The sequence below is a fragment of the Myxococcus sp. XM-1-1-1 genome, from assembly GCF_020037095.1.
GTDB classification, from domain to species: Bacteria; Myxococcota; Myxococcia; order Myxococcales; family Myxococcaceae; genus Myxococcus; species Myxococcus fulvus.
The window spans coordinates 534,942-560,509 of sequence record NZ_JAIQDH010000001.1; the positions used below are offsets into that span (position 1 = coordinate 534,942).

The 25,568-nt window shown below is 69.9% G+C and carries 21 protein-coding genes; 7 read left to right on the forward strand and 14 right to left on the reverse strand.

The window, feature by feature from the left end; genetic code table 11:
* Window positions 1-4: 4 nt before the first annotated feature.
* The 9 genes from K8640_RS02175 to K8640_RS02215 form a co-directional block, all read right to left on the reverse strand.
* Window positions 5-1,177, reverse strand: coding sequence for an acyltransferase (locus K8640_RS02175; protein WP_223745556.1), 1,173 nt, complete (start codon window positions 1,175-1,177; stop codon window positions 5-7).
* A gap of 177 nt (window positions 1,178-1,354) precedes the next feature.
* Complete coding sequence (gene rplI, locus K8640_RS02180; RefSeq protein ID WP_046715138.1) at window positions 1,355-1,798, reverse strand: 50S ribosomal protein L9; 444 nt, start codon at window positions 1,796-1,798, stop codon at window positions 1,355-1,357.
* Between the two features lie 26 nt (window positions 1,799-1,824).
* Window positions 1,825-2,217, reverse strand: coding sequence for a 30S ribosomal protein S18 (gene rpsR / locus K8640_RS02185; RefSeq protein WP_046715137.1), 393 nt, complete (start codon window positions 2,215-2,217; stop codon window positions 1,825-1,827).
* A 50-nt stretch (window positions 2,218-2,267) separates the two neighbouring features.
* Complete coding sequence (rpsF, locus tag K8640_RS02190; RefSeq protein ID WP_046715136.1) at window positions 2,268-2,744, reverse strand: 30S ribosomal protein S6; 477 nt, start codon at window positions 2,742-2,744, stop codon at window positions 2,268-2,270.
* 255 nt (window positions 2,745-2,999) lie between these two features.
* Complete coding sequence (gene pth, locus K8640_RS02195; RefSeq protein ID WP_223745557.1) at window positions 3,000-3,575, reverse strand: aminoacyl-tRNA hydrolase; 576 nt, start codon at window positions 3,573-3,575, stop codon at window positions 3,000-3,002.
* A gap of 72 nt (window positions 3,576-3,647) precedes the next feature.
* On the reverse strand, window positions 3,648-4,322 hold the full coding sequence (locus tag K8640_RS02200; protein ID WP_223745558.1) for a 50S ribosomal protein L25/general stress protein Ctc: 675 nt from the start codon (window positions 4,320-4,322) through the stop codon (window positions 3,648-3,650).
* Between the two features lie 179 nt (window positions 4,323-4,501).
* Entirely contained in the window at window positions 4,502-5,452 is a 951-nt protein-coding gene (locus K8640_RS02205) for a ribose-phosphate pyrophosphokinase (RefSeq protein ID WP_046715133.1), read from the reverse strand.
* A gap of 45 nt (window positions 5,453-5,497) precedes the next feature.
* Complete coding sequence (spoVG, locus tag K8640_RS02210; protein WP_046715132.1) at window positions 5,498-5,797, reverse strand: septation regulator SpoVG; 300 nt, start codon at window positions 5,795-5,797, stop codon at window positions 5,498-5,500.
* Window positions 5,798-5,931: 134 nt separating this feature from the next.
* Entirely contained in the window at window positions 5,932-6,309 is a 378-nt protein-coding gene (locus tag K8640_RS02215) for a DUF5658 family protein (protein WP_174816712.1), read from the reverse strand.
* A 204-nt stretch (window positions 6,310-6,513) separates the two neighbouring features.
* Here K8640_RS02215 and K8640_RS02220 point away from each other — a divergent pair, with 204 nt between their 5' ends.
* From K8640_RS02220 to aqpZ, 4 genes are all read left to right on the forward strand, one after another.
* Window positions 6,514-7,113, forward strand: a complete 600-nt coding sequence (locus K8640_RS02220) for a thymidine kinase (RefSeq protein ID WP_046715130.1) — start codon at window positions 6,514-6,516, stop codon at window positions 7,111-7,113.
* A 49-nt stretch (window positions 7,114-7,162) separates the two neighbouring features.
* Window positions 7,163-7,978, forward strand: a complete 816-nt coding sequence (locus K8640_RS02225; RefSeq protein WP_223745559.1) for a uracil phosphoribosyltransferase — start codon at window positions 7,163-7,165, stop codon at window positions 7,976-7,978.
* A gap of 13 nt (window positions 7,979-7,991) precedes the next feature.
* Window positions 7,992-8,525 carry a hypoxanthine phosphoribosyltransferase gene (hpt, locus tag K8640_RS02230; protein WP_223745560.1) on the forward strand — a complete coding sequence of 178 codons (534 nt, stop codon included), beginning with the start codon at window positions 7,992-7,994 and terminating at the stop codon, window positions 8,523-8,525.
* A gap of 225 nt (window positions 8,526-8,750) precedes the next feature.
* Window positions 8,751-9,584: an aquaporin Z gene (gene aqpZ / locus K8640_RS02235; protein ID WP_370640301.1), complete on the forward strand. Its 834-nt coding sequence runs from the start codon at window positions 8,751-8,753 to the stop codon at window positions 9,582-9,584.
* Between the two features lie 111 nt (window positions 9,585-9,695).
* On the opposite strand, the gene K8640_RS02240 is transcribed toward aqpZ, so the two are convergent.
* The 5 genes from K8640_RS02240 to K8640_RS02260 form a co-directional block, all read right to left on the reverse strand.
* Complete coding sequence (locus K8640_RS02240; RefSeq protein WP_223745562.1) at window positions 9,696-10,373, reverse strand: site-2 protease family protein; 678 nt, start codon at window positions 10,371-10,373, stop codon at window positions 9,696-9,698.
* Between the two features lie 300 nt (window positions 10,374-10,673).
* Window positions 10,674-10,868: a hypothetical protein gene (locus tag K8640_RS02245; protein ID WP_223745563.1), complete on the reverse strand. Its 195-nt coding sequence runs from the start codon at window positions 10,866-10,868 to the stop codon at window positions 10,674-10,676.
* A 392-nt stretch (window positions 10,869-11,260) separates the two neighbouring features.
* Complete coding sequence (locus K8640_RS02250; protein WP_223745564.1) at window positions 11,261-12,271, reverse strand: ribonucleotide-diphosphate reductase subunit beta; 1,011 nt, start codon at window positions 12,269-12,271, stop codon at window positions 11,261-11,263.
* A gap of 202 nt (window positions 12,272-12,473) precedes the next feature.
* On the reverse strand, window positions 12,474-14,981 hold the full coding sequence (locus K8640_RS02255; RefSeq protein ID WP_223745565.1) for a ribonucleoside-diphosphate reductase subunit alpha: 2,508 nt from the start codon (window positions 14,979-14,981) through the stop codon (window positions 12,474-12,476).
* Window positions 14,982-15,434: 453 nt separating this feature from the next.
* Window positions 15,435-16,253 (reverse strand): IF-2 protein, encoded by an 819-nt coding sequence (locus tag K8640_RS02260; RefSeq protein WP_223745566.1) that lies wholly within the window; start codon window positions 16,251-16,253, stop codon window positions 15,435-15,437.
* A 104-nt stretch (window positions 16,254-16,357) separates the two neighbouring features.
* Between K8640_RS02260 and K8640_RS02265 the strand changes: the two genes are divergently transcribed.
* Genes K8640_RS02265 through K8640_RS43045 form a run of 3 tightly spaced genes read left to right on the forward strand, consistent with a single transcriptional unit; the run spans window position 16,358 to window position 25,551 of the window.
* Window positions 16,358-22,786, forward strand: coding sequence for a methyltransferase domain-containing protein (locus tag K8640_RS02265; RefSeq protein WP_223745567.1), 6,429 nt, complete (start codon window positions 16,358-16,360; stop codon window positions 22,784-22,786).
* A 24-nt stretch (window positions 22,787-22,810) separates the two neighbouring features.
* Window positions 22,811-23,662, forward strand: coding sequence for a diaminopimelate epimerase (gene dapF / locus K8640_RS02270; RefSeq protein WP_223745568.1), 852 nt, complete (start codon window positions 22,811-22,813; stop codon window positions 23,660-23,662).
* Between the two features lie 38 nt (window positions 23,663-23,700).
* The gene (locus K8640_RS43045) at window positions 23,701-25,551 is read left to right on the forward strand and encodes a response regulator (protein ID WP_223745569.1); all 1,851 of its coding nucleotides are present in this window, start codon (window positions 23,701-23,703) and stop codon (window positions 25,549-25,551) included.
* Window positions 25,552-25,568 lie beyond the last annotated feature (17 nt).

Here is a 25,568-nt window from a genome sequence, read left to right on the forward strand (position 1 = left end):
CTCGTCACGCAGTATGCCCCGGAGCCGCCGCACCCGGTGCGTGCACCCGGAGTGACGCACGGGCCTTCAGCCCGAAGAGCGGCCTCAGCCAGGGCAGGCGAGCGACTCCCTCGCTCAAGCCCCAGGAGAGCAGGAAGGACACCACGAGGACGCAGCCGAACAACGCCCACGGCCCCACCGGCAACCTCAAGAGCGCGAAGCCCACCACGATGATGACCGTCTGGTGGACGATGTAGAACGGGTAGGAGAGTTCCTGCGCGTGCCGCAGCCACGGGCGCGAGGTGGTGATGGAGCGCCGCGCCCAGCCCAGCGCCGTGAGGATGAACAGCCACTGCGAGGCCACCCGGCCCAGCGTCTCCGGAACGCGCGGGTACTCGTTCGGAGGCACCATCACCGCGAAGAGCACGGCCGACAGCCCCAGCAGCGCCCACCTGCGCTCCACCAGCGCGTCCCACAGGCGCGGCGTCCGCCCCATCAGGTGGCCCACCAGGAACAACAGTCCGTAGTGGCCGAAGGTCAATGGGTCATCGAACAGGCCGTGCGTCACCGGATGCCCGTGCAGCAGCACGTCGTTGAGCGCCAGTGGCACCACCAGCCACAGCACGTTCAGGCCCCGGCACAGCCACGCCTCCAGCCGCTCCACCCACGCGCGGGCGCGCGTGCTGCCCAGCCACGCGAACAGCGGCAGCGCCAGCATGCAGTAGACGAAGAGGTAGACGACGAACCACAGGTGATGCCAGCTCAGGCTGCCGCCTCGAGGGTAGGGCACGAGCTGGAACACGGAGGGGTAGAAGTCCGCGTAGCTCCCCTGGAAATGCCCCTGGAGCACGCGCTCCACGTAGATCTGCGGCGGGACGACGACGAGCATCCCGAAGAGCACCGGCACCAGCAGCCGACGCACCCGGTCCGCCGCGAAGGCCCCCGTCGAGCGACGCCGCAGCGCCAGCGCCGTGCCGATGCCCGAGATGACCATCAACAGCGGCATGCGCACCAGGTGGAGCACCTCCATCGTCGGCTCCAACACCGGCAGCGCGACGGGCGACTTCACGTGCCAGTCCCACCTGTTGAACATCATTCCCGTGTGGAACAGGTGCAGCACGAGGATGGCCACGACGCGCAGCCAGTCCAGGTCCGGGTGATGGGCTTCGGAAGACGTCGTCGGTGCGGGCGTGCTCATGGGCGAGCCTCCTGTCCCCACCGGGATACGCACCCCGCGCTGGCCCCTCCACGCGTCTGTCGTGGGACGGACCGGCGACGGCGCCAGCCGGACAGGGCAGGGGGCCGGAAATGAAAAGGCCGCCCGGGTTGCCCCGGACGGCCTCTTCGATGCGACGAGGGTGAAGGCGACGCGCCGTTACTCGGCGGCGACCTCGACCTTGATCTTCGCCGTCACCTCGCGGTGCAGGCGCAGCTCCACCTCGTAGTTGCCGAGCGTCTTGATGGGCTCGGGCAGGTGGATGGCGCGGCGGTCCACCGTCTGGCCCTGGGCTGCGACGGCCTCCGCGATGTCCAGCGCCGTGACGGAGCCGAACAGCTTGTCCTGCTCGCCCACCTTGCGCTTGATGGTGACCTTGATGGAGCCGACCTTCTTCGCCTGCTCCTCCGCGGCGCCCTTCAGCTTGGCGTTGCGGGCGGTGATGACCGCCTTCTCGTGCTCGAGCTGACGGAGGTTCTGCTCGCTGGCCAGAACCGCCTTCTTGCGCGGCAGGAGGTAGTTGCGGCCGAAGCCGTCCTTCACGGTGACGAGCTCCCCGGACTTGCCGAGGTTCTCGATGTCCTCACGCAGAATGACCTTCATGTTCAGTCTCCTGTGCGGACCGGCGCTCAGCCGACCACCGCGTTGTAGGGGAGCAGCGCGATGCCACGGGCGCGCTTGATGGCCGTCGCCACCTCGCGCTGGTGCTTCGCGCAGTTGCCGGAGATGCGGCGGGGGATGATCTTGCCGCGCTCGGTGACGAAGTACTTCAGCGTCGCCTGGTCCTTGAAGTCCACCGAAGCGTCCTTCTCCGCGCAGAAGCGGCAGACCTTCTTGCGACCGAAGCCACGGCCACCGCCGCGCTTCTCGTCGTCACCACCCATGCCGCCGCCGCGATCACCGCGGTCGCCACCACGGTCCCCGCGGTCGCCACCACGGTCACCCCGCGGCCCACCGCCGCCGAAGCCGCCACTGCGGCCGCCCGACGACGCGCCCGTCTTGCTGTCCGTACCGTTGCTCATGAAATTTCTCGTTTCCTGGATAGGGCCCTAGAGAATGTCCCGGGTGGCGCTCAGGCCTCCTCGGACGACTCCTCCTCCGACTCGCCAACGGCCTCCTCGCCGCCATCGCCGCGGAAACCACCCTCGCGGTCGGCGGGAGCCCCAGGACGCGTCTCCTCCACGTCGCCAGCCAGCTTCAGGTCCTCGAGGACCGGGCGCGTGTCGGGGTCCACCTCATCCGCCTTCTTCACGGAGATGTAGCGGGTGACCTCATCCAGGTTCTTCAGGTTGCGCTCGATCTCCGCCACCAGCTTCGAGCCGCCCAGGTAGCTGGCGTGCACGTAGATGGCGCGGGGCTGCTTGGCCACGGGGAACAGGGTCTTCTTCTTGCCCCACACCGTGAAGCGGAGGACCTTGCCACCCTCGCGGTCGACGATGCCACGGACGCGCTCCTTGAGCTTGTCCACGTTGTCGTCCGTCAGGTCCGGCTTGACCAGGAAGATGGTCTCGTACTCACGAAGCCGCTTGGCGGCCTGCGTCTCTGCCATGTTTTCTCTCCCCTTGGGGTCGAGTGCCCCTCGGACCATCCGAGGAGCGGGGAAACGGCGAGCGGCCTGGAGGGCCACCACCGGGGACGGGAAACCGCGCGCCCGTCACCTTCGCGCTACGTCCCGTGCAGAACACGGGAAGCTGGAAAAGAACATCCCGCCAGAGCAGCCTCCAGCGAGTGAACGGGCCTTCTAGGAGGCGTCCCAGGGCAAGTCAAGCACCCGGAAAGCCAGCCCGGCCGCTTCCCGGGTGGATCAGGCCTTCCGGTTGAACCGGTTCATGGCCACCGACAGCCCCTCCCGCACCCAGCACTCCGTCATGTCCAGCGCCCGGGGGATGAGGTCCTCCAGCTGGCGGCGCTCCCCGTCGTCGAAATTGGACAGGACGTAGCCGGCCACCCGCTCGCGGGCGTTGGGGCCCTCCGGCTTGTCGATGCCGAAGCGCAGCCGGATGAAGGCCTCCGAGCCCAGGCTCGAGACGATGCTCTTGAGCCCGTTGTGGCCCCCCGAGCCGCCGCCCGCCTTGAGCTGCAGCCGCCCCATGGGCAGGTCCAGCTCGTCGTGGATGACGAGCACGTCCTCGGGCGGGACTTTGTAGAACCGCGCCGCCTCGGCCACCGAGCGGCCCGACAGGTTCATGAACGTCTGGGGCTCCACGAAGAGCACGCGCTCGCCCGCGAGCGTCCCCTGGCCCACCCTGGCGGCGAACTTCTCCTGGTTCAGCTCGGCGCGGGCGCGCGACAGCATCGCCTCCACCACCATGAACCCGATGTTGTGCCGGTGCCGCTCGTACTCGCGCCCCGGGTTGCCCAGCCCGCAGATGAGCTTCATGGGAACTCCAAAAAGAAACGGGGCCCGCCTCCGACGAGGCCGGCCCCGTGTCCAGGGTACACCGGAAGAGGACTACTTCTTCGCGGGAGCCTTGGCCGCCGCCGCGGGGGCCGCCTTGTCGCCGGCCTTCGCCGCCGCCGGAGCCGCCGCGGGAGCCGCCGCCGCCGCCGGAGCCGCCTCGGCAGACTCGGGCGCGCTCAGCACGGCCAGGGTGTAGTTGACGTTCGTCTTGATGGAGACGCCCGTGGGCAGCTTCACGTCGTTGACGTGCAGCGCCTCGGCGATCTTCATCGCCGTCACGTCCACCTCGATGCGCTCCGGGATGGCGTTCGGCAGCGCCCACACCTCGAGCTCGCGGCGGGCCTGGGTGAGCAGACCACCGTCCGCCACGCCCTGCGCCTTGCCCGTCAGCACGAGCGGCACGTTCACCTTCACCTGCTCGTTCTCACGCACGCCGATGAAGTCCACGTGCAGGATCTCACGCGTGACGGGGTCCATCTGGTAGTCCTTCAGGAGGACCTGCTGGTCGCCACCGGCCAGCTTCAGCTGGATGAGCGTGTTGAACTTGTGCGGCGTGTTGATGGCCGCCTTCACGCTCTTGGGGTCCACGGCGATGTGCACCGGCTTCTCCAGGTGCTTGCCGTACACCACGGCGGGGACCAGACCCTGGCCGCGCAGACGGCGGGCAAAGCCCTTGCCGGAACCTTCACGCGCCTTCGCCTCGAGGGTGCTCTTGTCGGTGGACATGGAAATACCTTTATTGGGGGATGCAACGACGGTTGCCAACAACCCCCGGCGCCCTCGGCATCCCGCCCCATTGGCGGGCCCCGAAGACGGCGCCCATGGAAAGAGGCCGTTGGAGGAGGCCGGACATGCCAGCCCCCCGACATGGAGTCAAGTCGCCCGACGGCCGGGCGACGGTCTCCTCAGACGAACAGCGAGCTGAGCGAGTCGGCCCGGTGGATGCGGGCGATGGCTTCCCCGAAGAGGCGCTCGGTGGTGAGCACGCGGATCTTCGAGCAGGCCAGGGCCGCGGGCGACAGCGGCACCGTGTCCGTGAACACCACCTCCTCCAGCACCGAGTCCTGGATGCGCTGGATGGCGGGGCCGGAGAGGATGGGGTGCACCGCGTAGGCGACCACGCGGCGGGCGCCCTTGGCCTTGAGCGCCGCGGCCGCCTGGGTGAGCGTGCCGGCGGTGTCCACCATGTCGTCCACCAGCACCGCGTCCTTGCCCGTGACGTCGCCGATGAGGTTCATCACCTCGGAGGCGTTGGGGCGCGGGCGGCGCTTGTCGATGATGGCCAGGCCCGTGTTCAGCCGCTTGGAGTAGGCGCGCGCGCGCTCGACGCCGCCGGCGTCCGGCGACACGATGACGAGCTCCTGCGACTCCGGGAAGCGCTTGCGCAGGTCCTCCAGGAACACCGGCGAGCCGTACAGGTGGTCCGAGGGGATGTTGAAGAAGCCCTGGATCTGCCCGGCGTGCATGTCCATGGACACCACGCGCTCGGCGCCCGCGACCTCCAGCAGGTCCGCGATGAGCTTGGCGGTGATCGGCGTGCGCGGCGCCACCTTGCGGTCCTGGCGTGCGTACCCGTAGTACGGAATCACCGCCGTGATGGAGCCCGCGCTCGCCCGCTTCAGGGCGTCGCACATGATGAGCATCTCCATCAGGTGGTCGTTGGCCGGCGGGCACGTGGACTGGAAGATGAAGACGTCGTGACCGCGGACGTTCTCTCCAATCTCGACGTGGATCTCACCGTCGGAGAAGCGACCCACCTCGGCCTTGCCGAGCGGACGCTTGAGGTACTCGCAGATTCGGTGAGCCAGGCCGGGATTCGAGCTCCCGGCGAAGATCTTGAAGTCGCGCGGCTGCATGATGGAGCCGCTGACTAACCTGGACACGCGCCGATGTGAAGGCCGTTAGTCGAGATCCGCTGGCATCGGACCGAGCATCCCGGCTTGCGCCTGATGGAGGTGCCGCTCGTACTCCATGAGGATGACGCGCTCCATCTGACTGCGCGTATCCGCGTTGAGCGGGTGGGCTATATCCTTGTACGTCCCATCTTTCCGCTTCTTCGCCGGCATCGCGATGAACAGCCCCGAGGAGCCGTGGATGACCTTCAAGTCGCGAATGACGAAGCAGTGATCCAGGGTGATGGTGACGTACGCCTTGAGCTTGTCCTCTTCGACCGGAAACACCCGGACGTCGGTGATGTTCATGGTCCCCCCCCGAACCCGAAAGGTCGGAGCTGGCGGGAAGCCTGGGACATCCCGGGTGCAAAATGCAAGTGTATGGTGATGGCTTCGTGTTGCGATTGTTCCACTCGCTCACAGTCCGACAGGCGCGAGCGGGACTACCCGAGGGCTCCCGGCCAGTGCAGGACCAGGTGGGTCAGAAAAGCCAGATGGTAGACCACGATGATGCCGTACACGACGGCGCCCGCCCGGATGGCGACGCGGCTGGCCCTCAGCCGGCGGTGCAGGCACAAGAGCCACAGGCCCGCGTTCACGATGAGCAGCTTGGAGAACATGAAGAACATCGGTGACTGCTCGTAGGCCAGGCGCATGAGCGGGTTGAGCTCCTCCGCCACGCCCAGTTGCAGGAACAGCAGCGTGAACAGCCCGTCCATCAGGTTGAGCATCAGCAGCGCCACCGACGCCGGTGACGCATAGAAGGAAGCCCGACCACCCTGGATTGCGCCCTGAACCTGCTCCACCGTCGTCGTCGCCACGCCCCACCTCCCCGCCCACGCCTGCGTCCGGACCACTCCCTTTCAAGCGGCTTGCCAGCGCTCGAAGGCGGCGTGGAGGGGCAGGCGGGCGGACGGGCGGGGAGGACGTGGCGGGCCGTGTCACGGCACGCGGATGGCGGTTGACTCCAGCGGGGGGGTGACAGACTATCCGCGCCCCTCCGCCCCCAGGCCAGGCGAGCTAACTTGCACCAATTCCCCAAAGATATCGGGTGGATAGAGGTCATCTGCGGTTCGATGTTCTCCGGTAAGACGGAGGAGTTGATCCGCCGCGTCCAGCGTGCCGTGTACGGCAAGCAGAAGGTGCAGGTGTTCAAGCCCCGCATCGACAACCGGTACGACGAGACGTCGGTCGTCAGCCACTCCAAGCTCCGGGTGACGTCCACGCCGGTGGAGCGGGCTGAAGAGATTTTTTACCGGTTGGCGCCCGACACGCAGGTGGTGGGCATCGACGAGGTGCAGTTCTTCGGCACCGAAGTGGTCGCGGTGGTGGAGGCGCTCGCCAACAAGGGCCTGCGGGTCATCTGCGCGGGGCTGGACCAGGACTACCAGGGGCGCCCGTTCGAACCGATGCCGCAGTTGATGGCCGTCGCGGAGTACGTGACGAAGGAGCTGGCCATCTGCGTGGTGTGTGGGAATCCGGCCAATCGCTCCCAACGCATCGTGTCCAGTGGTGAGCGGGTGGTGGTGGGCGCCGCGGGCGCGTACGAGCCGCGCTGCCGCAAGTGTCACGTGCCGGAGCCCTCCGAGGGCACGCCGCCGCAGACGCTGGAGTTGTTCGACTGACAGCAGCGTGGGCGCCCGGAGGGGCGCGGGCGCGAGAGGAACCGACCGGATGCGCGACACCCTGTACGCGAACGTGCCCTTCAAGCTGAACGAGATGACCCACCACTATGGACCCAACGTCCACCTGGTGGGCAATCCGTTCCTGCTCTCCCAACTGGCCACCCTGTGCGCCAAGGGCGTCATCCAGCCGCAGATCAACCGGCTGGTGGAGACGCTCTACATCGACCTGGTGAAGACGGTGGTGAACGCGGAGTTCCCCCGGAAGATGGTGAGCCTGCCCACCCGGATGATCGACTCCACGCCGCAGGGGCTCTACCAGGGTGAGGTCATCGACCCCCAAGTGCGGGTGGTGACGGTGAACATCGCGCGGGCGGGCACGCTGCCGTCGCAGGTGACGTACGACCTGCTCAACGCGACGGTGGACCCGTCGGTGGTGCGTCAGGACCACATCATCATGAGCCGGATGATCGACGCGGCCGAGGCCGTGGTGGGCTCGCAGATCGGCGGCGCGAAGATTGGCGGGGACGTGGATGACGCGTTCGTGCTCTTCCCGGACCCGATGGGCGCCACGGGCGGCAGCCTGTCCACGGCCATCACGCTTTACAAAGACAAGGTGCCCGGCACACCCCGGCGCATCATCACCCTGAACCTCATCGTCACGCCGGAGTACCTCAGGCGCATGACGACGGACCACCCGGACGTCATCATCTACGCGCTCCGGCTGGACCGGGGGCTGTCCCCGCCGGAGGTGTTCGGCACGGCGCCGGGCGCGCTCTGGGAGAAGGAGCGGGGCCTGGATGACAGGCAGTACATCGTCCCCGGAGGCGGCGGCTTCGGGGAGATCATGAACAACGCCTACGTGTAGCGCGGAGGAGACCTTGGCGTTCTACGAGCAGGAAGTCGGCGTCCTGATTCCCGAGGACAAGCTGCAGGCGCGCGTGAAGGAACTGGGTGCCGAAATCACCCGGGACTACGCGGGCAAGGAGCTCACCCTCGTCTGTGTGTTGAAGGGCTCCACGTTCTTCGCCATGGACCTGGCGCGCGCGGTGGATCTCCCGCTCACGCTGGAGTTCCTGGGCGTGTCCAGCTACCAGGGCGGAACGGAGACGACGGGCGAGGTGCGCATCACCACCGACGTCAGCAAGCCGATGGCGGGCAAGCACCTGCTCATCATCGAGGACATCATCGACACGGGGCTCACCATGAGCTTCCTGTTGGAGAACCTCCGCGCGCGGCACCCGGCGTCGCTGAAGCTGTGCTCGCTGCTGGAGAAGCCGTCGCGGGCGCGCACGAAGATCGACATCGACTACAAGGGCTTCGTTATCGACGACCTCTTCGTCGTCGGCTACGGCCTGGACTTCGCGGAGAAGCTGCGCAACGTGCCGTTCATCGGCGTGATGAAGGGCAAGTAGGCCCAGGCGGGACCCGGTCGTGTGGGAGGAGGCCCGTCCTCCCGCCGGCTCGAGGGTGGCGGCGCCTCGGGCGCTCCGCGTGACAACTGGTCTCCGAGCATGGAGCGGGGTGGCGCTTTGTCACCGGAGCGTGCGTGCACAGCGTCCCGGTTGGGACTGCTGGCGCCGCGAGGCGCCGGGCGCGAGTGTCCGTGTCCGGCAGGAGCGCGGCGAGAGAGGATTCGCATGCGTTCGCCGACGGACAGAAGGACCCCGGCTGCGGTGTCAGCCGGGGTGAATGAGGGGATGCGGAAGTACCTGGCCGAGTTCATCGGGACGTTCGTCCTGGTGCTCGGCGGCGTGGGAGCGGCCGTGCTGGCGGGGGACCGCATCGGTTTCCTGGGCGTGTCGTTCGCCTTCGGGCTGTCCTTGCTGGCCATGGTGTATGCGATTGGCCCCATCTCCGGCTGCCACGTGAATCCGGCGGTGACGGTGGGGCTGACGCTGGCGGGCAAGTTCGAGACCAAGCACATCCTGGGCTATGTGGTGGCGCAGTGCCTGGGCGCGGTGCTGGCGGCGGGCGTGGTGCTGCTCATCGCCAAGGGCGTGCCCGGGGGCTACCAGGCGTCGGTGGCGGGGCTGGGCTCCAACGGGTACGGCATCGCGTCCCCGGAAGGGTATGGCGCGGGGGCGGCGTTCCTGGCGGAGGTGGCGCTGACGTTCCTGCTGGTGCTGACGGTGCTGGGGGCGACGGACGCGCGGGCGCCGGTGGGCTTCGCGGGGCTGGCGATTGGCCTGGTGCTGACGCTCATCCACCTGGTGGGAATCCCCGTGACGAACACCTCCGTGAACCCCGCGCGCAGCCTGGGGCCCGCGGTGTTCGCGGGCGGGCAGGCGCTCAGCCAGCTGTGGATGTTCATCATCGCGCCGCTGTTGGGCGGTGGGCTCGCGGCGGCGGTGTACCGCTCCGTGTTCGCGCCGGCCGCGGAGATTTCGGCGCGCACGGCGGAGCGCTCGCTGGACGCCGAGCGGGCGGAGCGCATCGCGCAGGACCGGAGCCGCACGCGCTCGCCGGTGTGAGCCCGGAGTCGCGGTGCGCGTCAGCGCGTCGCTGAGTCAAGGGCCCGTCGCCGGGAGGTTCACGGTGGCGGGCCTTGCTCGTTGGTGGAGTGGCTCGCGCTCCAGGCGCCTTCAGCGGAGGAGCGCGGCGCCCAGCAGGTAGACGACGTAGCAGGCCCAGGGCAGCGCGAAGGCCATCATCAGCAGGTTGAGGCTCGCGGCCCAGACGGGCACGCGCTCGCGCTGGTTGCGCCACGGGAGCATGACGAGCGAGCCGCCCGCGAGCACGGGCAGCGGCAGCAGGTTGGCGGCGGCCACCTTGGCGCTGAGCAGGCCCCAGGCGCGCAGGAGCTCTCCGTCGCGCAGCACGGCGACGAAGCGCTCGATTCGCTCCGGGAGGAGCGAGACCTGGAAGGGCAGGGCGAAGCCGGTGACGAAGTGGCGCAGGCCCTCACCAGGGCCCAGGCAGGCCATGGCGACTCCGACGAGCACGGCCCACGGCAGCACGATGGCGGCCGCGTGCAGCGCGACGGGCAGCTGGCGCAGGCGGTTGTCGGCCGGCGCCTTCGAGGACGCCGCGTCCTGCGTCGGGTCCTCGAAGCTCACCGCGCTGCCGAAGGGGACCAGGGGCCGCAGCGCCCACTGGATGCCACCGAGTGACAGGGTGAAGAGCCGCGGGCCGACGCCCAGCTTCACCAGCGTGGGCCGGACGCCGAATGAGCTGGCCACGGCCGCCTGACTCAGCGCCCACAGCGCGTTGACGGTGAAGAAGAGCATCCAGAGCCAGAAGAGCAGGGCGGCGCGGTCCATGGTGTGCCCCCTTTCTATCACGTGACACCCGGGGGATTCACCGCGGGCGCGCTCCGCCGATGGACACCCGCCCGTGCTTCGTCGACGTGCCGCCGATGTCTCGGATTGCGTCCGGAGGTGATGCGTGGCGGCCATGCTGGTGCAGGGGCTGGCGCGCGCTCGGGGTCTCCTCAGGGGCGGCAGCAGGCGCTTGCTGAGGTAGGCATGGAGGTCGGAGTCGAATGACTCGGTGATGACGCCCTGTCCCGGCAGCTCGATGCGAGTCTGGTTGTCCCAGGCGTCGTGGTCATAAGTATAGGACTACCAGGTGTCGCCGCTCGTCCAGCGCGCGTGGGTCTTCAAGTCCCACGGGGGCGCGTCATGGGTCATCCGCTCCCAGCTTTGGGCGATGGCCAAGCGCGGCTCGAGGCCCTGTGTGCCTGGAGGCACCGTCAGCTCGATGGAGCAGGCGGCGCAGCCGCCGGGGTCGATGAGCTTTCCAGTGCTGACGGCCATGGTCACCTCTTCGCGGAGCAGGGCTTCGCCGACGACAGCGACGTGTCGGGACACGGCGTCGTGCGCCATCCGCTGGATGGTGATGGATGTCTTCTGTTTGAGCTGTCTCTTGTGGGGGGATTGAGGGTTCAGCGCAAGTCGAGCCGAAGTGGCCTTTCGGGACCGCCGTACGTGATGGGGGTCTTCTGTCTCTCGACCACGTCGTGCCCGCGGGGGCGTGGCATCGCGACGTCAAAGACAACCGCCCGGGTGGGGTCTGTTTCGACGTGCCCGGAGGTCTCGGGTCGTTTCGGGATGCGAGGCGCCAGGAGGTGCGCCGTCAGCCTCTACCGAGACGCCTTCCCACGAAGAGCGACGGGCCCGGTCGTGCTCGGGCCCGTCGTCGAGACGACTCAGAACGTCGCGTCGAGCACGACGTCGCCCGCGGCGCCCACGCCCACGGCGACCTGGTAGGCGGACACGCGGCGCTCGAAGAAGTTGGTGAGCTCCTGCACGTCCTGCAGGTCCATGAAGGACAGCGGGTTCTTCGTCTTGAACACCGGGGAGAGGCCCAGCATCTGCAGCCGCTGGTCCGCCGTGTACTCCAGGTAGCCCCGCATCTCCTGCACGGACAGGCCCGCGACGCCGCCGCTCAGGAGGTCCTGCGCGAACTGCGTCTCGCACTCCACCGCCTCGCGAATCATCGCCTCCACGTCGCGCTCCATCTTCGCGTCGAAGAGGTCCGGCTCCTCCTTGCGGGCCACCTGGATGCACTCGAAGGCGAACGCCATGTGCGCGCTCTCGTCGCGGAACACCCAGTTCGTCCCCGCCGCGAGCCCGTTGAGCAGGCCCTTGCTGCGCAGGAAGTACACGTACGCGAAGGCCGCGAAGAAGAAGAGCCCCTCGATGCAGCCCGCGAAGCAGATGAGGTTCAAGAGGAACCGCCGCCGGTCCTCCTTCGTCTTCAGCGCGTCCACGTCGTGGATGCTGTCCATCCACTTCATGCAGAACTGCGCCTTGCGCTGGATGGAGGGGATGTTGTCGATGGCCGCGAACGCCTTGGCGCGCTCACCCGGGTCCGGCACGTACGTGTCCAGGAGCGTCAGGTAGAACTGGACGTGCAGCGCCTCCTCGTAGAGCTGACGCGACAGGTACATCCGCGCCTCGGGCGCGTTGAGGTGCTTGTACAGGTTCAGCACCAGGTTGTTGCCGACGATGCTGTCGCCCGTCGCGAAGAAGGCCACCAGCCGGTGGATGAGGTGTCGCTCCGCGTCCGTCATCTTCGAGCGGAGGTCCACCAGGTCCGTGGAGAAATCCACCTCCTCCACGGTCCAGGTGTTCTTGATGGCATTCCGGTACATCTCGAAGAAAACCGGATACGCCATGGGACGCAGCGTCAGGTTCAGGCCGGGTTCGAGCAGCATGGGCGCGATCCATACCATGCAGGCTGCTGCGTGGATCCTCCGCGACCACCGATTCCCGCGGCGGTCGCACGCCTGACAACTCTTGCTTACGTGCGCCTTCATGCGGGTTCCGCACCGTGCGTGACACACCCGCACAAAACAAAACGAGCACGCGTGAGAACGCGTGCTCGCCAGGACGAAAAGTCTGTGAATCAGGACCTCTTTACTGGCACGCCTCGCAGGCCTCGGGGTTCTCCAGCGAGCACGCCACGGCCTCCGCGTCCGTCACCTTGGCGGCCTTGGCCTCGGGGGCGGGCGTGACGGGCGCCGTCGCGGTGGCGCCGTTGCCGGCGATGGTCGCCTTGGCGATGCGCGTGGCCGGACGCGAGCGCAGGTAGTACGTCGTCTTCAGCCCCTTCTGCCACGCGTAGAAGTACATCGAGGAGAGCTTGCCGATGTTCGGCGTCTCCACGAAGAGGTTGAGCGACTGGCTCTGGTCGATGAAGGCGCCGCGGTCGGCCGCCATGTCGATGAGCGAGCGCATGGGCAGCTCCCACGCCGTGCGGTAGACGGCGCGCAGGTTCTCCGGCAGCTCCGTCAGGTCCTGCACGCTGCCCTCGGCCAGCTTGATGCGGTTGCGCACCGACTCGTTCCACAGCCCCAGCGCCTGGAGGTCGCGCACCAGGTAGCGGTTCACCTGCAGGAAGTCACCGGAGAGCGTCTCGCGCTTGAACAGGTTGGACACCTGCGGCTCGATGCACTCGTAGCAGCCCGCGATGGACGCAATCGTCGCCGTGGGCGCAATGGCAATCATCAGCGAGTTGCGCAGGCCGTGCTTCAGGACGCGCGCCCGCAGGGCCTCCCACCGCGCCGGGTCCTCCGGCGTCACGCCCCAGCTCTCGAACTGGAACTCCCCCTTCGCCGCCCGCGTCTCCGGGAAGGACGGGTGCGCGCCGAACTGCTCGGCCAGCTCGCACGAGGTGGTCAGCGCCGCGAAGTAGATCTCCTCGGAGATCTTCCTCGACAGGGCCCGCGCCTCGGGGGCGTCGAACGGCAGCTTCAGCTGGAAGAAGACGTCCTGCAGGCCCATCAGCCCCAGGCCCACCGGGCGCCAGCGGCGGTTGGAGTCCGCCGCCGTGGGGATGGGGTAGTAGTTCAGGTCGATGACCCGGTCCAACTGCTTGAGCGCGAGCTGGGCGTTGGCGCGCAGCCGCTCGAAGTCGAACTTCCCGTCCACCACCATGCGGCCCAGGTTCAGCGAGCCCAGGTTGCACACCGCCGTCTCACCCTGGCTCGTCACCTCCAGGATTTCGGTGCACAGGTTGGACAGGTGGATGACGTTCTCCGGACGGCCCGTCTGGTTGCTCTTGCGGTTGCAGATGTCCTTGAAGGTCATCCAGCCGTTGCCCGTCTGGGCGAGCGTCTTCATCATCCGCGCGTACAGGTCCCGCGCCTTCACCTTGCGCATCGCCAGGCCCGCGCCTTCCGCCTCCACGTAGGCCTTCTCGAACTCCGCGCCGTACAGGTCCGTCAGGTGCGGGACCACCTTCGGGTCGAAGAGGCTCCAGTCGCCCTCTGTCTCCACCCGCTTCATGAACAGGTCCGGCACCCAGTTGGACAGGTTCAGGTTGTGGGTGCGGCGGGCGTCGTCGCCGGTGTTGTCGCGCAGCTCGAGGAAGTCCTCGATGTCGGCGTGCCACGTCTCCAGGTACACGCAGCACGCGCCCTTGCGCTTGCCGCCCTGGTTCACCGCGGCCACGGACGCGTCCAGCGTCTTGAGCCAGGGGACGATGCCGTTGGAGTGGCCGTTGGTGGAGCGGATGAGCGAGCCGCGCGCGCGCACGCGGTGGTAGCCCACGCCGATGCCGCCGGAGAACTTGGACAGCATCGCGATGTCCGAGTACTTCCGGTAGATGGCGTCCAGGTCGTCCGCCGGCGAGTCCAACAGGAAGCAGCTGGAGAGCTGCTCGTGGCGCGTGCCGGAGTTGAACAGGGTGGGGGAGCTGGGCAGGTACTCCAGCGAGCTGAACAGCCGGTACAGCTCGATGGCCTCGCGCGCGTTGTCGCCGCTGAGCGCGCACGCCACGCGCAGGAAGAACTCCTGCGGCGTCTCCAGCACCTCGCGCGTCTGCGGGTTCTTCAGGAGGTAGCGGTCGTAGACGGTGCGCAGGCCGAAGTACTCGAACAGGTCATTGCGCGACGGGTCGATGGCCGCGTTGAGCTTGCGGGCGTTGGCCTGGACGAACTGCAGCAGGCGGTCCGCGATGAGGCCGTGCTTGTGGCCCGCCGCCACCGACTGGCTGAAGGAGTGGATGTCCTGGTTGCTGACCTCCTTCTGGATGAAGGTGGCGAGCAGCCGCGCGGACAGGCGCGCGTACTCGGGCTCCTCGACGATGAGCGCGGCGGCGGTCTGGATGGACAGGCTGTCCAGCTCGCGCGTGGTGGCGCCGTCATAGAGGCCGGAGATGGTCTTCGTGGCCACGCGCATCACGTCCACGCGCGACAGCCCCACGCAGCTCTTGCCCACCGCGCGGACAATCTTGTTCAGGTCCACCGGCTCGGCGGTGCCGTTGCGCTTGCGCACGCGCATGGTGGTGGGGGCGAACTCGCTCTGCGTGGGCTCGGGGGCCGCGACGGGTGCCGCACTCGCGCTCGGTCCGGATTGGCCGGGGGTGGCGGGAGGGACAGGCATGGGCGCGGAGGCGGGCTTCACGGGCGTCTCGAAGTTCACGAGCGGCTCACTCCAAAATGGCGATGGCGTGGCCACAGGGACAAGCGGAGAGCTTGCCCTGGGAGGGGTTTCCCGGGCCACGAAAACAACTGCACGGATGTGTAGGGAACAAGGCCCGCTCTACCGCAGCGGACCTACGGTCTCAAGGCGACCGGAGGGCACAGGCGACATACGGGGTAGATTACTGTGTGTAAAGAAACCACAACCCCTCCCTGAGCCCTTTGGGACGCCACCGGAATGGTGGGGCGTCGTCGACCGGGCACAAGGTATGGGGGGCACCCGTTGGTGTCAACGCGAGATCTAGTGCTTGGGTAGGTCCGTCCCTTGCAATCTATGATCGATCTCCAACGGTCTCCGTCACGTTCTCCTCACAACACTGAGTCCCAGGTCCGGAGACGCTCCGTACGAAGCGCCCCGAATCGGACCTGGGAGGACGGATGTTGCGCGCCCCTCTCAGGGAGTCGTCCCCGAGTCCACGCCCGAATCGACCGGCGGCGTGGGCGAGGCCCCCTCGGGAGCCCCCTCCGGCGAGGTCGGTGTGGGTGCGGGTGGGGGTGACTGGACGGGCTGGGCGGGAGGCGCCGCCTGGGGGACCTCCTGGGGCCCGCTGAGGGTGTGGACGGCGCGGCGGAGGGCCTCCTCGAGCTCCCGGGCGGGCGGGGTGACGACGGTGAGCATCTGGTGGGCGCTGCGCGCGTGGCGCGTCTGGCTCTCGGCGGCGAGCTTGAGCTGGACCAGGGCGTCGCTGACCAGCTTGCGCGCGTCCTCGAGCTTCTGGCGGGCCTGGAAGAAGGCCACCTCGGTCATGAGCTTCTGGAGGGTGAGGCGCTGCTCCTCGGTGACGCCGGAGAGCTTCTCGGCCCGGCGCAGGTAGTACAGGCCCTGCTCCACCTTGGCGGGCTCCTCGGAGTTGATGCGCGGGCGGGCCAGGGACTCCAGGAGGGGGAAGAGGGCCCGGTCCAGCTCGTCACGCTCGGTGTACTTGTTCATCGTCAGCGCCATCACGTCCTGTCCTTCCAGGGGGATGGGGGCGTAGGCGTCCGCGAGCCGGGGGTCGCCGGGGCGGTAGGGGACGGCGCCCATGGGGGCCATGCGGCCCTTCATCACGACGAGCTGCCCGTCCACGGGGGCCAGGGTGAAGGTGCGCGCGTTGAGCTGGGACAGGAGGAAGACGACCACGCCTCCGAGTCCAATAATCAGGAAAAACACGAGCAACCGCGTGAAGGTCCGCCGTGCGCGATAGCCAAAGCCCTGCTGTGCCGCTCCGTTCATGTCGCCTGCTCTCCTGACGTCCGGGCGCCGGGGCCACCGTGTGGCCTGGCGCTTTCCTTGGGGCGCGGAGGCCCACGGCTATACTCCTACCCCCGAACACACCCATGCATCACACATTCCGTCGCATGGGGCCCAGTGAACTGCTGCCCCGCTACATCTTCGCCGAGAGCCTCTTCGCGCGCCGCCGGGTGCTGGAGGTCGACGCGGTGGCCTCCACCGGAGGCGAGAGCGCGCGTTTCCTGCTGGAGCGTGGCGCGCGCGCGGTGGTGGCGTGCGACGCGGACGTGAAGGCGGTGTCGGCGGCGCAGAAGGCGCACGGTGGGCCCACGCTGCGCTACCGCGCCAACATCTACGACGACTTCGAGCCGGGCAGCTTCGACGTGGTGATGGTGGCGGACCTGGCCCCGTACGTCCGGGCCCCGGAGCTGCTCGCGGAGCTGGCGCGGCTGGTGGCGAAGCAGGGCTTCCTGGTGGGCGGCCTGCGCAACATCGCGGGCCTGGCGCTGCCGCAGCTGCTGGAGGCCGAGGAGGGCTCGCCGCCGCCGACGTACGGGCTGCTCCTGGATGCGCTCAACGTGCACTTCCCCCAGGTGGAGGTGGCCACGCAGTCGCCGGTGCTGGGGTACCAGCTGGCGTTCGAGAAGGGGGATGGGCTGCAGGTGGATGGCTCGCTGGTGCAGACCAGCGAGGCGGCGTACTTCGTGGTGGTGGCGGGGCTGGAGCCGGCGCGGGTGGTGGACCCCACGTGGGTGCAGCTGCCGCCGGAGCCTTTGGCCTTCACGCGGGGCAAGCTGGATGAGGTGGTCGCCCGCGCGAAGTCCTGGGAGGAGCGCAGCGGGCGGTTGAAGGAGTCGCTGACGCGGCTTCGCACCGAGCTGACGGCGCGCGAGGAGGAGGTCGCCTCGCTCAAGCCGGTGTTGGAGGAGGCGCGCGAGGAGGTGGCCCGGCTCACCGCGCAGCTGGAGCAGGCGCGGGGCACACCGGAGTCGCAGCGCGAGCGCGATGACCTGGCCGGGAAGCTGCGTCGGCGGGAGCTGGAGCTCCAGGTCGCGCACGAGCGGCTGGGGGACGCGGACCGTCGGCTGACGGCGCAGCGGTTGGAGGTGGAGGCGGCGCAGCGGGCGCAGGCGGAGGCCGGTGTCCAGCTGCTCGCGGGGCAGGAGACGCTCCGGCTGGAGCGCGCGCGCCGTGAGGAGCAGGCCGCGTCCCTGGAGGAGGCTCGGGAGCGGCTGACGGCGGCGTACACGCAGGTGCGTGAGCTGCAGGATGAGCTGACCACGCTGCGCATCGACCGGGAGAAGGACCGGTTGGTGGCGGAGCGCGCCGGGGAGCAGGTGGAGGACCGGCGTCGCGCCGCGGAGGCCGCGCGGGAGCGGGAGCTGCGCATCGCCGAGCAGTACTCGGCGGCCCTGGCGGCGGTGGAGCACCTGAAGATTGGGACGGCTCGGGCCGAGGAGGCCGCGCGCGAGGCGGCGGCGGCCCTGTCCTTGAAGGAAGCGGAGCTGGCGCGCGCGACGCGGGAGCTGACGGAGGCGTCGCTGCGGGCGGCGTCGGCCGAGGGCTCGCGGCGGGACGCGGAGGCCCGGCTGGAGGCGCTCCAGGCCGAGGGGCGCGGGCAGGAGACGGAGCTCGTCGCCGCGCAGGCGCGCGAGGCCCGGCTGACGCGCGAGCTGGCGGCGCTCACCGAGCGCGAGGCCCTGGCCCGGGCGACGTCCCAGAAGCTGGAGGAGTCGCTTCACGAGGCCCGCGTGCGCATCTCCGGATTGGAGGAGGAGCGCGCCCGGGTCGAGGCGGGGCTTGCCGGGACGTTGGAGGCGGAGCGTGCCCAGCTCCAGGCGCGGCTGTCGGCGCTGGAGGGGGAGCTCCAGGTCGAGCGGGGCAGGGTGGAGGTGCTGGGGGAGGAGGCTCGCACCGAGGCCGCCATCCGCGCGGAGACCGAGGCTCGCAAGCGGGAGCTGGAGGACGAGCGTCAGGCGCTGGTGCGGCGGGTGGTGGAGCTGGAGGCGGAGGTCTCCTCGCTCAGTCGTTCCCGTCGTGAGGAGTCGGCGCGCGCGGAGGAGCTGGAGGCGACGCTGCAGGCCGCGCAGGCGGACCTGGAGACGGCGCGGGAGGAGCGGGACTCCACGGCGGCGCTGGCCGCGCGGGTGGGCGGCGAGCTGGACCAGGAGCGCGAGGCTCGCGCCGCGGTCGAGGACGCGCTGCGGGTGTCTCGCGGCAAGCTGGAGAGCGCGACGCAGCGGCTCGTGGAGGCCGAGGCCACGCTGGCGCGGACCCGTGAGGCGCTGGACGCGGAGGTGGAGCGGCGGGCGACGCTGGAGGCTTCGCTGGCGGAGGTCCAGGCGACGCTCGAGGCCGAGCGGGAGGGACGGTTGAAGTCGGGCTCCGCGTTGGAGGTGCTGCGCGCGGAGCTGGAGACGGAGAAGGGGCGCCGGGAGTCTTCGGAAGCGGCGCTCGCGGAGGCCGAGGCGGGGCTGAGCGAGGCGCGACAGGCGCTCGTGCAGAGCCGCGAGGCGTTGGACGCGGAGGCGGAGCGGCGCGCGCGGTGGGAGGCTGCGCTCGGGGATGTGCAGGTCCAGCTCCAGGAGGAGCTCCAGCGGAGGACCCGGGCCGAGGAGTCCCTGGCGGAGGCCCAGGGGCGACTCCAGGGCGAGGGCCAGCAGCGCACCCACGTCGAGGGCACGCTGGCGGAGGCCCAGGCTCGACTCCAGGAGGAGTCCGAGCGGCGCGGGCAGGTCGAGGCGATGCTCGCGGAGCTTCGCGTCGAGCTGTCGCGCGAGAGCGACGCGAAGGCGCGGGTCGAGGCGAGCCTCCAGGAGGAGCGGTCTCGGGTCGAGGCGGCGGAGACGCGTCTGCGCCTGGAGGGCGAGGACAAGGCGCGGGTCGCGGAGTTGCTCGCCGAGGCTCGGGACCGCGCTCAGAAGGAGGCGGAGGACCGGGCCCGTGTCGAGGCTTCGCTCGTCGAGGCGGAGGCTCGTGCTTCCGAGGTCGAGGCGGAGCTCACCGAGACGATGGCGCGCGTCCAGCGGGAGGCGGATGCGAAGGCTCGCATCGAGGCGTCGCTCGCGGAGGCGGAGGAGCGCGCTCGGAAGGGTGGCGAGGACAAGGCCCGGGTCGAGGAGTCGCTCGCCGACGTGGCCGCGCGGGTTCGACGCGAGGCCGAGGACCGGGCTCGTATCGAGGTGGCGCTCGCCGAGGCGGAAGCTCGGGCTCTGAAGGAGGCCGAGGAGCGGGCTCGTGTCGAGGTTGCGCTCTCCGAGGTCGAGGCCCGTGCCCTGAAGGAGGCCGAGGCGCGGGCCCGTGTCGAGATTGCGCTCTCCGAGGTCGAGGCTCGGGCTCTGAAGGAGGCCGAGGAGCGGGCCCGTGTCGAGGCTGCGCTCTCCGAGGTCGAGGCCCGCGCGCTGAATGAGGTCGAGGCGCGGGCCCGTGTCGAGGCGGCGCTCTCTGAGGTCGAGGCCCGTGCTCTGAAGTCGGCTGAGGACCGGGCTCGCGTCGAGGCGTCGCTTGCCGAGGTCGAGGCTCGGGCTCGGACGGAGGCTGAAGAGAAGGCTCTTGTTGATGCTCGGGCACTGAAGGAGGCCGAGGCGCGGGCTCGTGTCGAGGCTGCGCTCTCCGAGGTCGAGGCCCGTGCCCTGAAGGAGTCCGAGGAGCGGGCTCGTATCGAGGCGACGCTCTCCGAGGTCGAGGCCCGCGCTCAGCGGGCGGCCGAAGAGCGGGCGCAGGCCGTGGCTGCGCTCGCCGAGGCGGAAGCTCGTGCTCTGAAGGAGGCGGAGGAGCGCGCTCGTGTCGAGGCGCGTGCTCAGAAGGAGGCCGAGGACCGGGCGCGTGTCGAAGCGGCTCTCGCGGAGGTCGAGGCCCGCGTCGAGACCTCGCTCTCCGAAGTCGAGGCTCGTGCTCGAAAGGAGTCCGACGAGAAGGCTCGCGCCGAGGCGGAGCTCGAGGCGGCGCTGGCCCGCATCGCCGAAATCGAGGCGCTGAAGGCCCGCGCGGACGAGGCGCTGTCCGCGGCGCGGCTCCAACTCGAGTCGGAAGTCGAGCAGCGCACCCGGGAGTCTGCGTCGCTGGTGCAGGCTCGCGAGGCCTTGGAACAAAGTGAACTCCAGTCCCAGGCCTCATTGGCGGAGGCTCGCCGGTTGCTCACGGCGGAGCGAGAGGCTCGCGAGGCGCTGGTCTCCGAGCTGTCCTCGGAGCGAGAGGCGCTGGCCGCCACCCGCGCGGAGCTGGAGATCGAACGTCAGGAGCGCAGTGACGGTGAGGCCGGGCTCGCGCGCGTCCACGAACGACTCGAGGCCGAGCAGCGCGCTCGCGCCGAAGTGGATGCGACGTTGGCTCGCACCCGGGACTCGCTGTCCGCCGAGGAGACGGCTCGCGCCGAGGTGGAAGCCTCGTTGGCCCAGGTCCGTGCGGCCCTCGCGACCGAGCAGGAAGGTGGACAGGCGACTCGTGCGGAGCTGACTCGTGAGCGTGAGGCCCTGGCGCAAGTCCGCGCGGAGCTGGCGGAGCTCACGAGCCGTGAGCAGTCGCTGCGCGAGTCGGTGGAGCGCCTGGAGACGGATCGCGCCCAGGTCGAAGCCTCGACCCTGGCGCAGCGCGAGGCCCTGGAGGCCCGGCTGTCCTCGCTCGAGACGTCCCTGGGCGAGTCCGAGGCCGCGAAGCGCGCCGTGGATGCCCAGCTCTCCGAGCGGGATTGGACGCTGCAAGAGCTGCAGACCCAGATGGAGCGTCTGCGGGAGCAGGTGCGCGAAGGCGAGGCCCAGGCCACGAAGCTCGCCGAGGTCGCCACCGCGCGCGAGGCGGAGCTGGAGAAGACCGAGAACACCCTGGAGGCCACCCGTCAGGAGGTGCTGGACCTTCGCGGTGAGCTGACCCAGCTGATGGCCGCGCGCCAGGAGGTGATGCGCCTGGGGATGGAGCTCCAGCGCGCCATGGCCGCCCTCCACGAGCGTGGGGCGCATCTCGCGCGTCTCGACGCGGAGTTGGTGGACGCGCGCGAGCGACTGGTGGCCCAGCGCGAGAACGCCGAGCTGCTCATGGTGCAGCTCGAGACGGCACGGCGCTTCGCGGGCAAGGCCACCGCGATGGAGAGCACGCTCGAGAGCGAGCGCGCCTCGCTGGAGGCGACCCGCGCCGAGCTGGCGCGAGTCACCGAGACGGCTCGGACGGAGCAGGAGCGCGCCGCGACGCTGGAGACCCGCCTGCGCGAGACCACCGAGGCGCTGGAGCAGGCGCGCGCGGACTGGGATGCCCGGCTCGTCGACCTCACCGCGCACCTGGAGACGCACCAGACGGCGCGGAGCACCCTGGACGCGCGACTCGCGGACACCACCGCGCAGCTCGACACCGAGCGCGCGGAGCGCACCGCGCTGGATGCCCGGCTCTCCGAGACCACTACACTGCTCGATGCCGAGCGAACCGAGCGGAGCGCGCTGGATGCCCGGCTCACCGAGACCACTTCGCGGCTCGATACCGAGCGGACGGAGCGGAACACCCTGGAGGCCCGACTCTTGGAGGTCGCGTCCCAGCTCGACACCGAGCGCGCGGGCCGCGTCGTATTGGAGTCGCGGCTCGCCGAGCTGGAGTCCAGCACCGCCAGCCTGCGCGAGGAGCGCGATGCCCGGCTCGCGGAGAAGGCCGCCCTCGAGGCCCGCCTGACCGAGGCCACCACCGGCTTCGAGTCCCGCCGCGCCGAGCTCGAAGCACGTCTCTCCGAGCTGGAGTCCGCCGCCACCCAGAGCGCCGCCTCCCTCCAGTCCCTCCAGGAGCGCGCAGCCCGCGCCGAGGCCGAGCGCGAGCGCCTCCAGTCCGACCTGACCGTGGCCCGCGCCGCGCGCGTCCGCCTGGAAGGCCGCATCACCGCCATGGAGACCGCGTCCACCGACGCCGTCCGCATGCTCGACACCGAGCGCGCCGAGCGCACCCGCCTCTCCGAGTCCCTCGACGAGGCCCGCCGCCAGCTCCAGCAGAAGGACGGCTCCACGTCCGACCGTCTCGCCACCCTGCGCACGGAGCTGACGCGCCTCCAGGACCAGGCCCAGGCCCTCACCGCCGAGAAGCAGGAGCTCCTCAAGGACCGCTACGAGCGTGAGCGCCTGGAGTCGCTCGTGAAGGACCAGCAGGCGCGCCTGTCCTCCATCGAGGCCGAGCGCAACGAGCTGCTCGCCGCCACCGAGGCGCTCAAGGCCTCCTCCCAGCCCGAGGCCGTCCTGGAGATGGCCGCGGAGATGGAGCACCTCCAGTCCCTGGTGGACTCGCTCCAGACCCAGCTCGAGGCCCAGGAGACGGAGCTGGCCACCCTGCGCCGCCAGACGGCGCGGACCGGCGCCAACCCCGTCCAGGACATCTACGAGCGCGCCAACGCCGAGCTCAAGGCCGTCAAGAGCGAGCTGTCCCGGCGCACGGGCGTGGTGCACACGCCCCCGGGCGGCATCCCCGTCCGCACGCCCACCATCCCCCAGGTCAAGCCGCCACGCACCGCCGTGCCCGCGCTCGACATGCCCGACCCCTCGCCGCCGAAAAAGGCGGACGAGCGCGAGTGACGTTCCGCGACTAGGATTGCGCTCGTGGACGCACGCGAGCGCATCTTCAAGTACCAGGGTCTGGGCAATGACTTCGTCGTCCTGGACCGTCGCCGGTCCGGGGTGGACATCGACGCCGACACGTCACGCTGGATGTGCGACCGCCGCCTGGGCATCGGCGCGGACGGTGTGCTCTCGCTCCTGCCCTCCGAGCACGGCCTGGCTCGCATGGTCGTCCACAACGCTGACGGCAGCATCGCGGAGATGTGCGGCAACGGCCTGCGCTGCGCGGTGAAGTACCTGGTCGACCACTCCCCGGAGACGCCCGCGCGCATCGACGTGGAGACGGGCGCCGGAGTGCTCACCTGCATGCCCGGCTACGGAGACGGCGGGGTGGTCTCAGTGGACATTTCCATGGGGCCGGCACGGCTCGTCGCCCCGAACCTCCCGTCGGGCGCCACGGGGCGTCCGTTCCTGGACACGCCCCTGCCCGGACACCCCGAGCTGCGCGCGTCCGCGGTGAGCATGGGCAACCCGCACCTGGTCCTGCTCGACAGGCCGCTGGAGGACGCGCCGAGGCTGGGGCCCGAGCTGGAGCGGCATCCCTCCTTCCAGGACCGCACCAATGTGGAGTTCGTCCGGGTGGAGCCGGATGGGCTCACCGTCGTCGTCTGGGAGCGGGGCTGTGGCCTCACCCAGGCGTGTGGCACCGGGGCGTGCGCGTCCGCGGTGGCGGCGGTGCTGGCCGGACGCCTGCCCCCCGAGACCTGGCTGCGAGTCACCCTGCCGGGAGGCGACCTGGGCATCCGCGTGCCCGCCGACCTGTCCGACATCCGCCTCCGGGGACCGGTCGCCTTCGTCTTCGAGGGCGTTGTCGGGCTTGCTGGGGGCCGGTAACCTCCGACCTCCCCCTTCGCACCCGGGTCAGACAGCGCGTGGCCGGTCCCATTCTCGTCGTCGACGACGACCTGTTCTTCCGCCAGCTCGCCAGCGACATGCTGGCCCGTCATGGGCACCGCGTCGTCTGCGTGGAGAACGGCACGGCCGCGCTCGAGGAGGCGGCCCGCACGCCCTTCGACCTGGTCATCACCGACGTGGTGATGCCGGGCGTGGACGGCTTCGCGCTCACCGCGCGCCTGCGCGAGAGGGACCCGGACCAGGAGGTCATCCTGGTCAGCCAGCGCACCGACATCAAGGGCTCGGAGATGGCGCTGCGCTCGGGCGCGGCGGACTGTCTGGCCAAGCCCGTGGACGAGGCGGACCTGGTGCTCGCGGTGGACCGCGCCCTGGAGCGCGCCGCCCTGCGCAAGGAGCGGGCCCAACTGCGCGACGAGAACATGGAGTTCGCGCGCTTCCACAACCTGCACCAGCGCTGCCTGGAGCTCATCTCCCAGTCGGATCTGGAGTGGCTGCAGGAGCGCATCATCTCGGAGCTGTCGGCGGTGTGCGACGCGCAGAGCGCCGCGCTGTGGGTGCTGGATGACCGGGGTGACCTGGTGCTGCGCGCGTACCGGGGCCTGCTCGACAAGCAGTTCCTCGCCGAGCGCATGAGCCCCGAGGGGCCGCTGGCCAGCCGGCTCAAGGACGCGCAGCCCTGGTTCGCGCGGGACGAGCGCTCGGCGGTGCTGTACGTGCCGCTGATGGCCACGGGGGAGATCGTGGGCCTGGCGCAGCTGTCCGACCCGCTGGCCGGGGACTTCCGTCAGGAGCACTCCCGCGACGCGCGCGTGCTGGCGGACTTCGCCGCGGTGGGCGTGAAGAACGGCCGCCGGATGATGGCGCTCCAGCGCCTGGGCCTGAGAGATCGCGAGACGGCGGCCTACAACCTCAGCTACTTCACCGACTACGCGTCCAAGGAGATCTACAAGGCCCGGCGCTACGGCCGCACCTTCTCGCTGCTGACGTTCTCCATCGACAACCTGCCGCTGGTGCGGGTGCGGCAGGGCGCGGCGGACGCGAAGAAGGCGGTGCGCGGCATCATCAAGGCGCTCAGCAAGATCATCCGCGACTCGGACGTCATCGCGAAGGCGAGCGACCAGGAGTTCTACCTGCTGTTGCCGGAGACGGACTTCTTCGGGGCCATGATGTTCGTGCGCCGCGCGGTGGCGGCGGTGCGCGAGGAGCCCGAGGTCCAGGACGTGGAGCAGCGGCTGCCCCTGGCGCTGGTGGGCGGCGCGAGCACCTTCCCCAAGGACGGGGAGGACTTCGACGAGCTGGTGCACCGCTGCCGGCGCCGCATGGACGAGCGCCGCGCGTCGCTGCAGCGGCGGCTGATGCTGGACGGGCTGCCGTTCTGGGACGAGGTGGACCTGCTGCTCGGCACGCCCAACAGCCCCAAGCTGCCGGTGGACGACCGCGCCGAGCCCAGCCGCCGGGGCAAGGTGGCGGACGTGCTCTTCGACGAGCTGCAGGCGGAGATCGCCCGCGAGCTGATGAGAGACCCGGGCTCGCGCGGCCTGCTGTACGTGGGCGGGCCGGAGATCCGCTCGGACCTGCCCATCGCCGCGGGCCTGGAGTCGGCGCCTCCTGACTTGTCCTCGCGCATCTACCTGCTGGGCCGGCGCATGGATCTGGAGTCGCACCCCGCGCTGACGCCCGTGTTCCTGGAGGGCGACGAGCGGGTGGCGCGACACGAGTTCATCCTCTGGCTGTCGGAGAGCGCGGCGTACGCGCTCATCCAGCGGCGGGGGCGCGGGGCGACGTGGGGCTTCCACACCTCGGACACCGCGGTGGTGGACGGGCTCATCTCCAAGCTGCAGGCCGAGTACGACCTGCAGCCCTACTGATACGAAGCGGAGCGTCG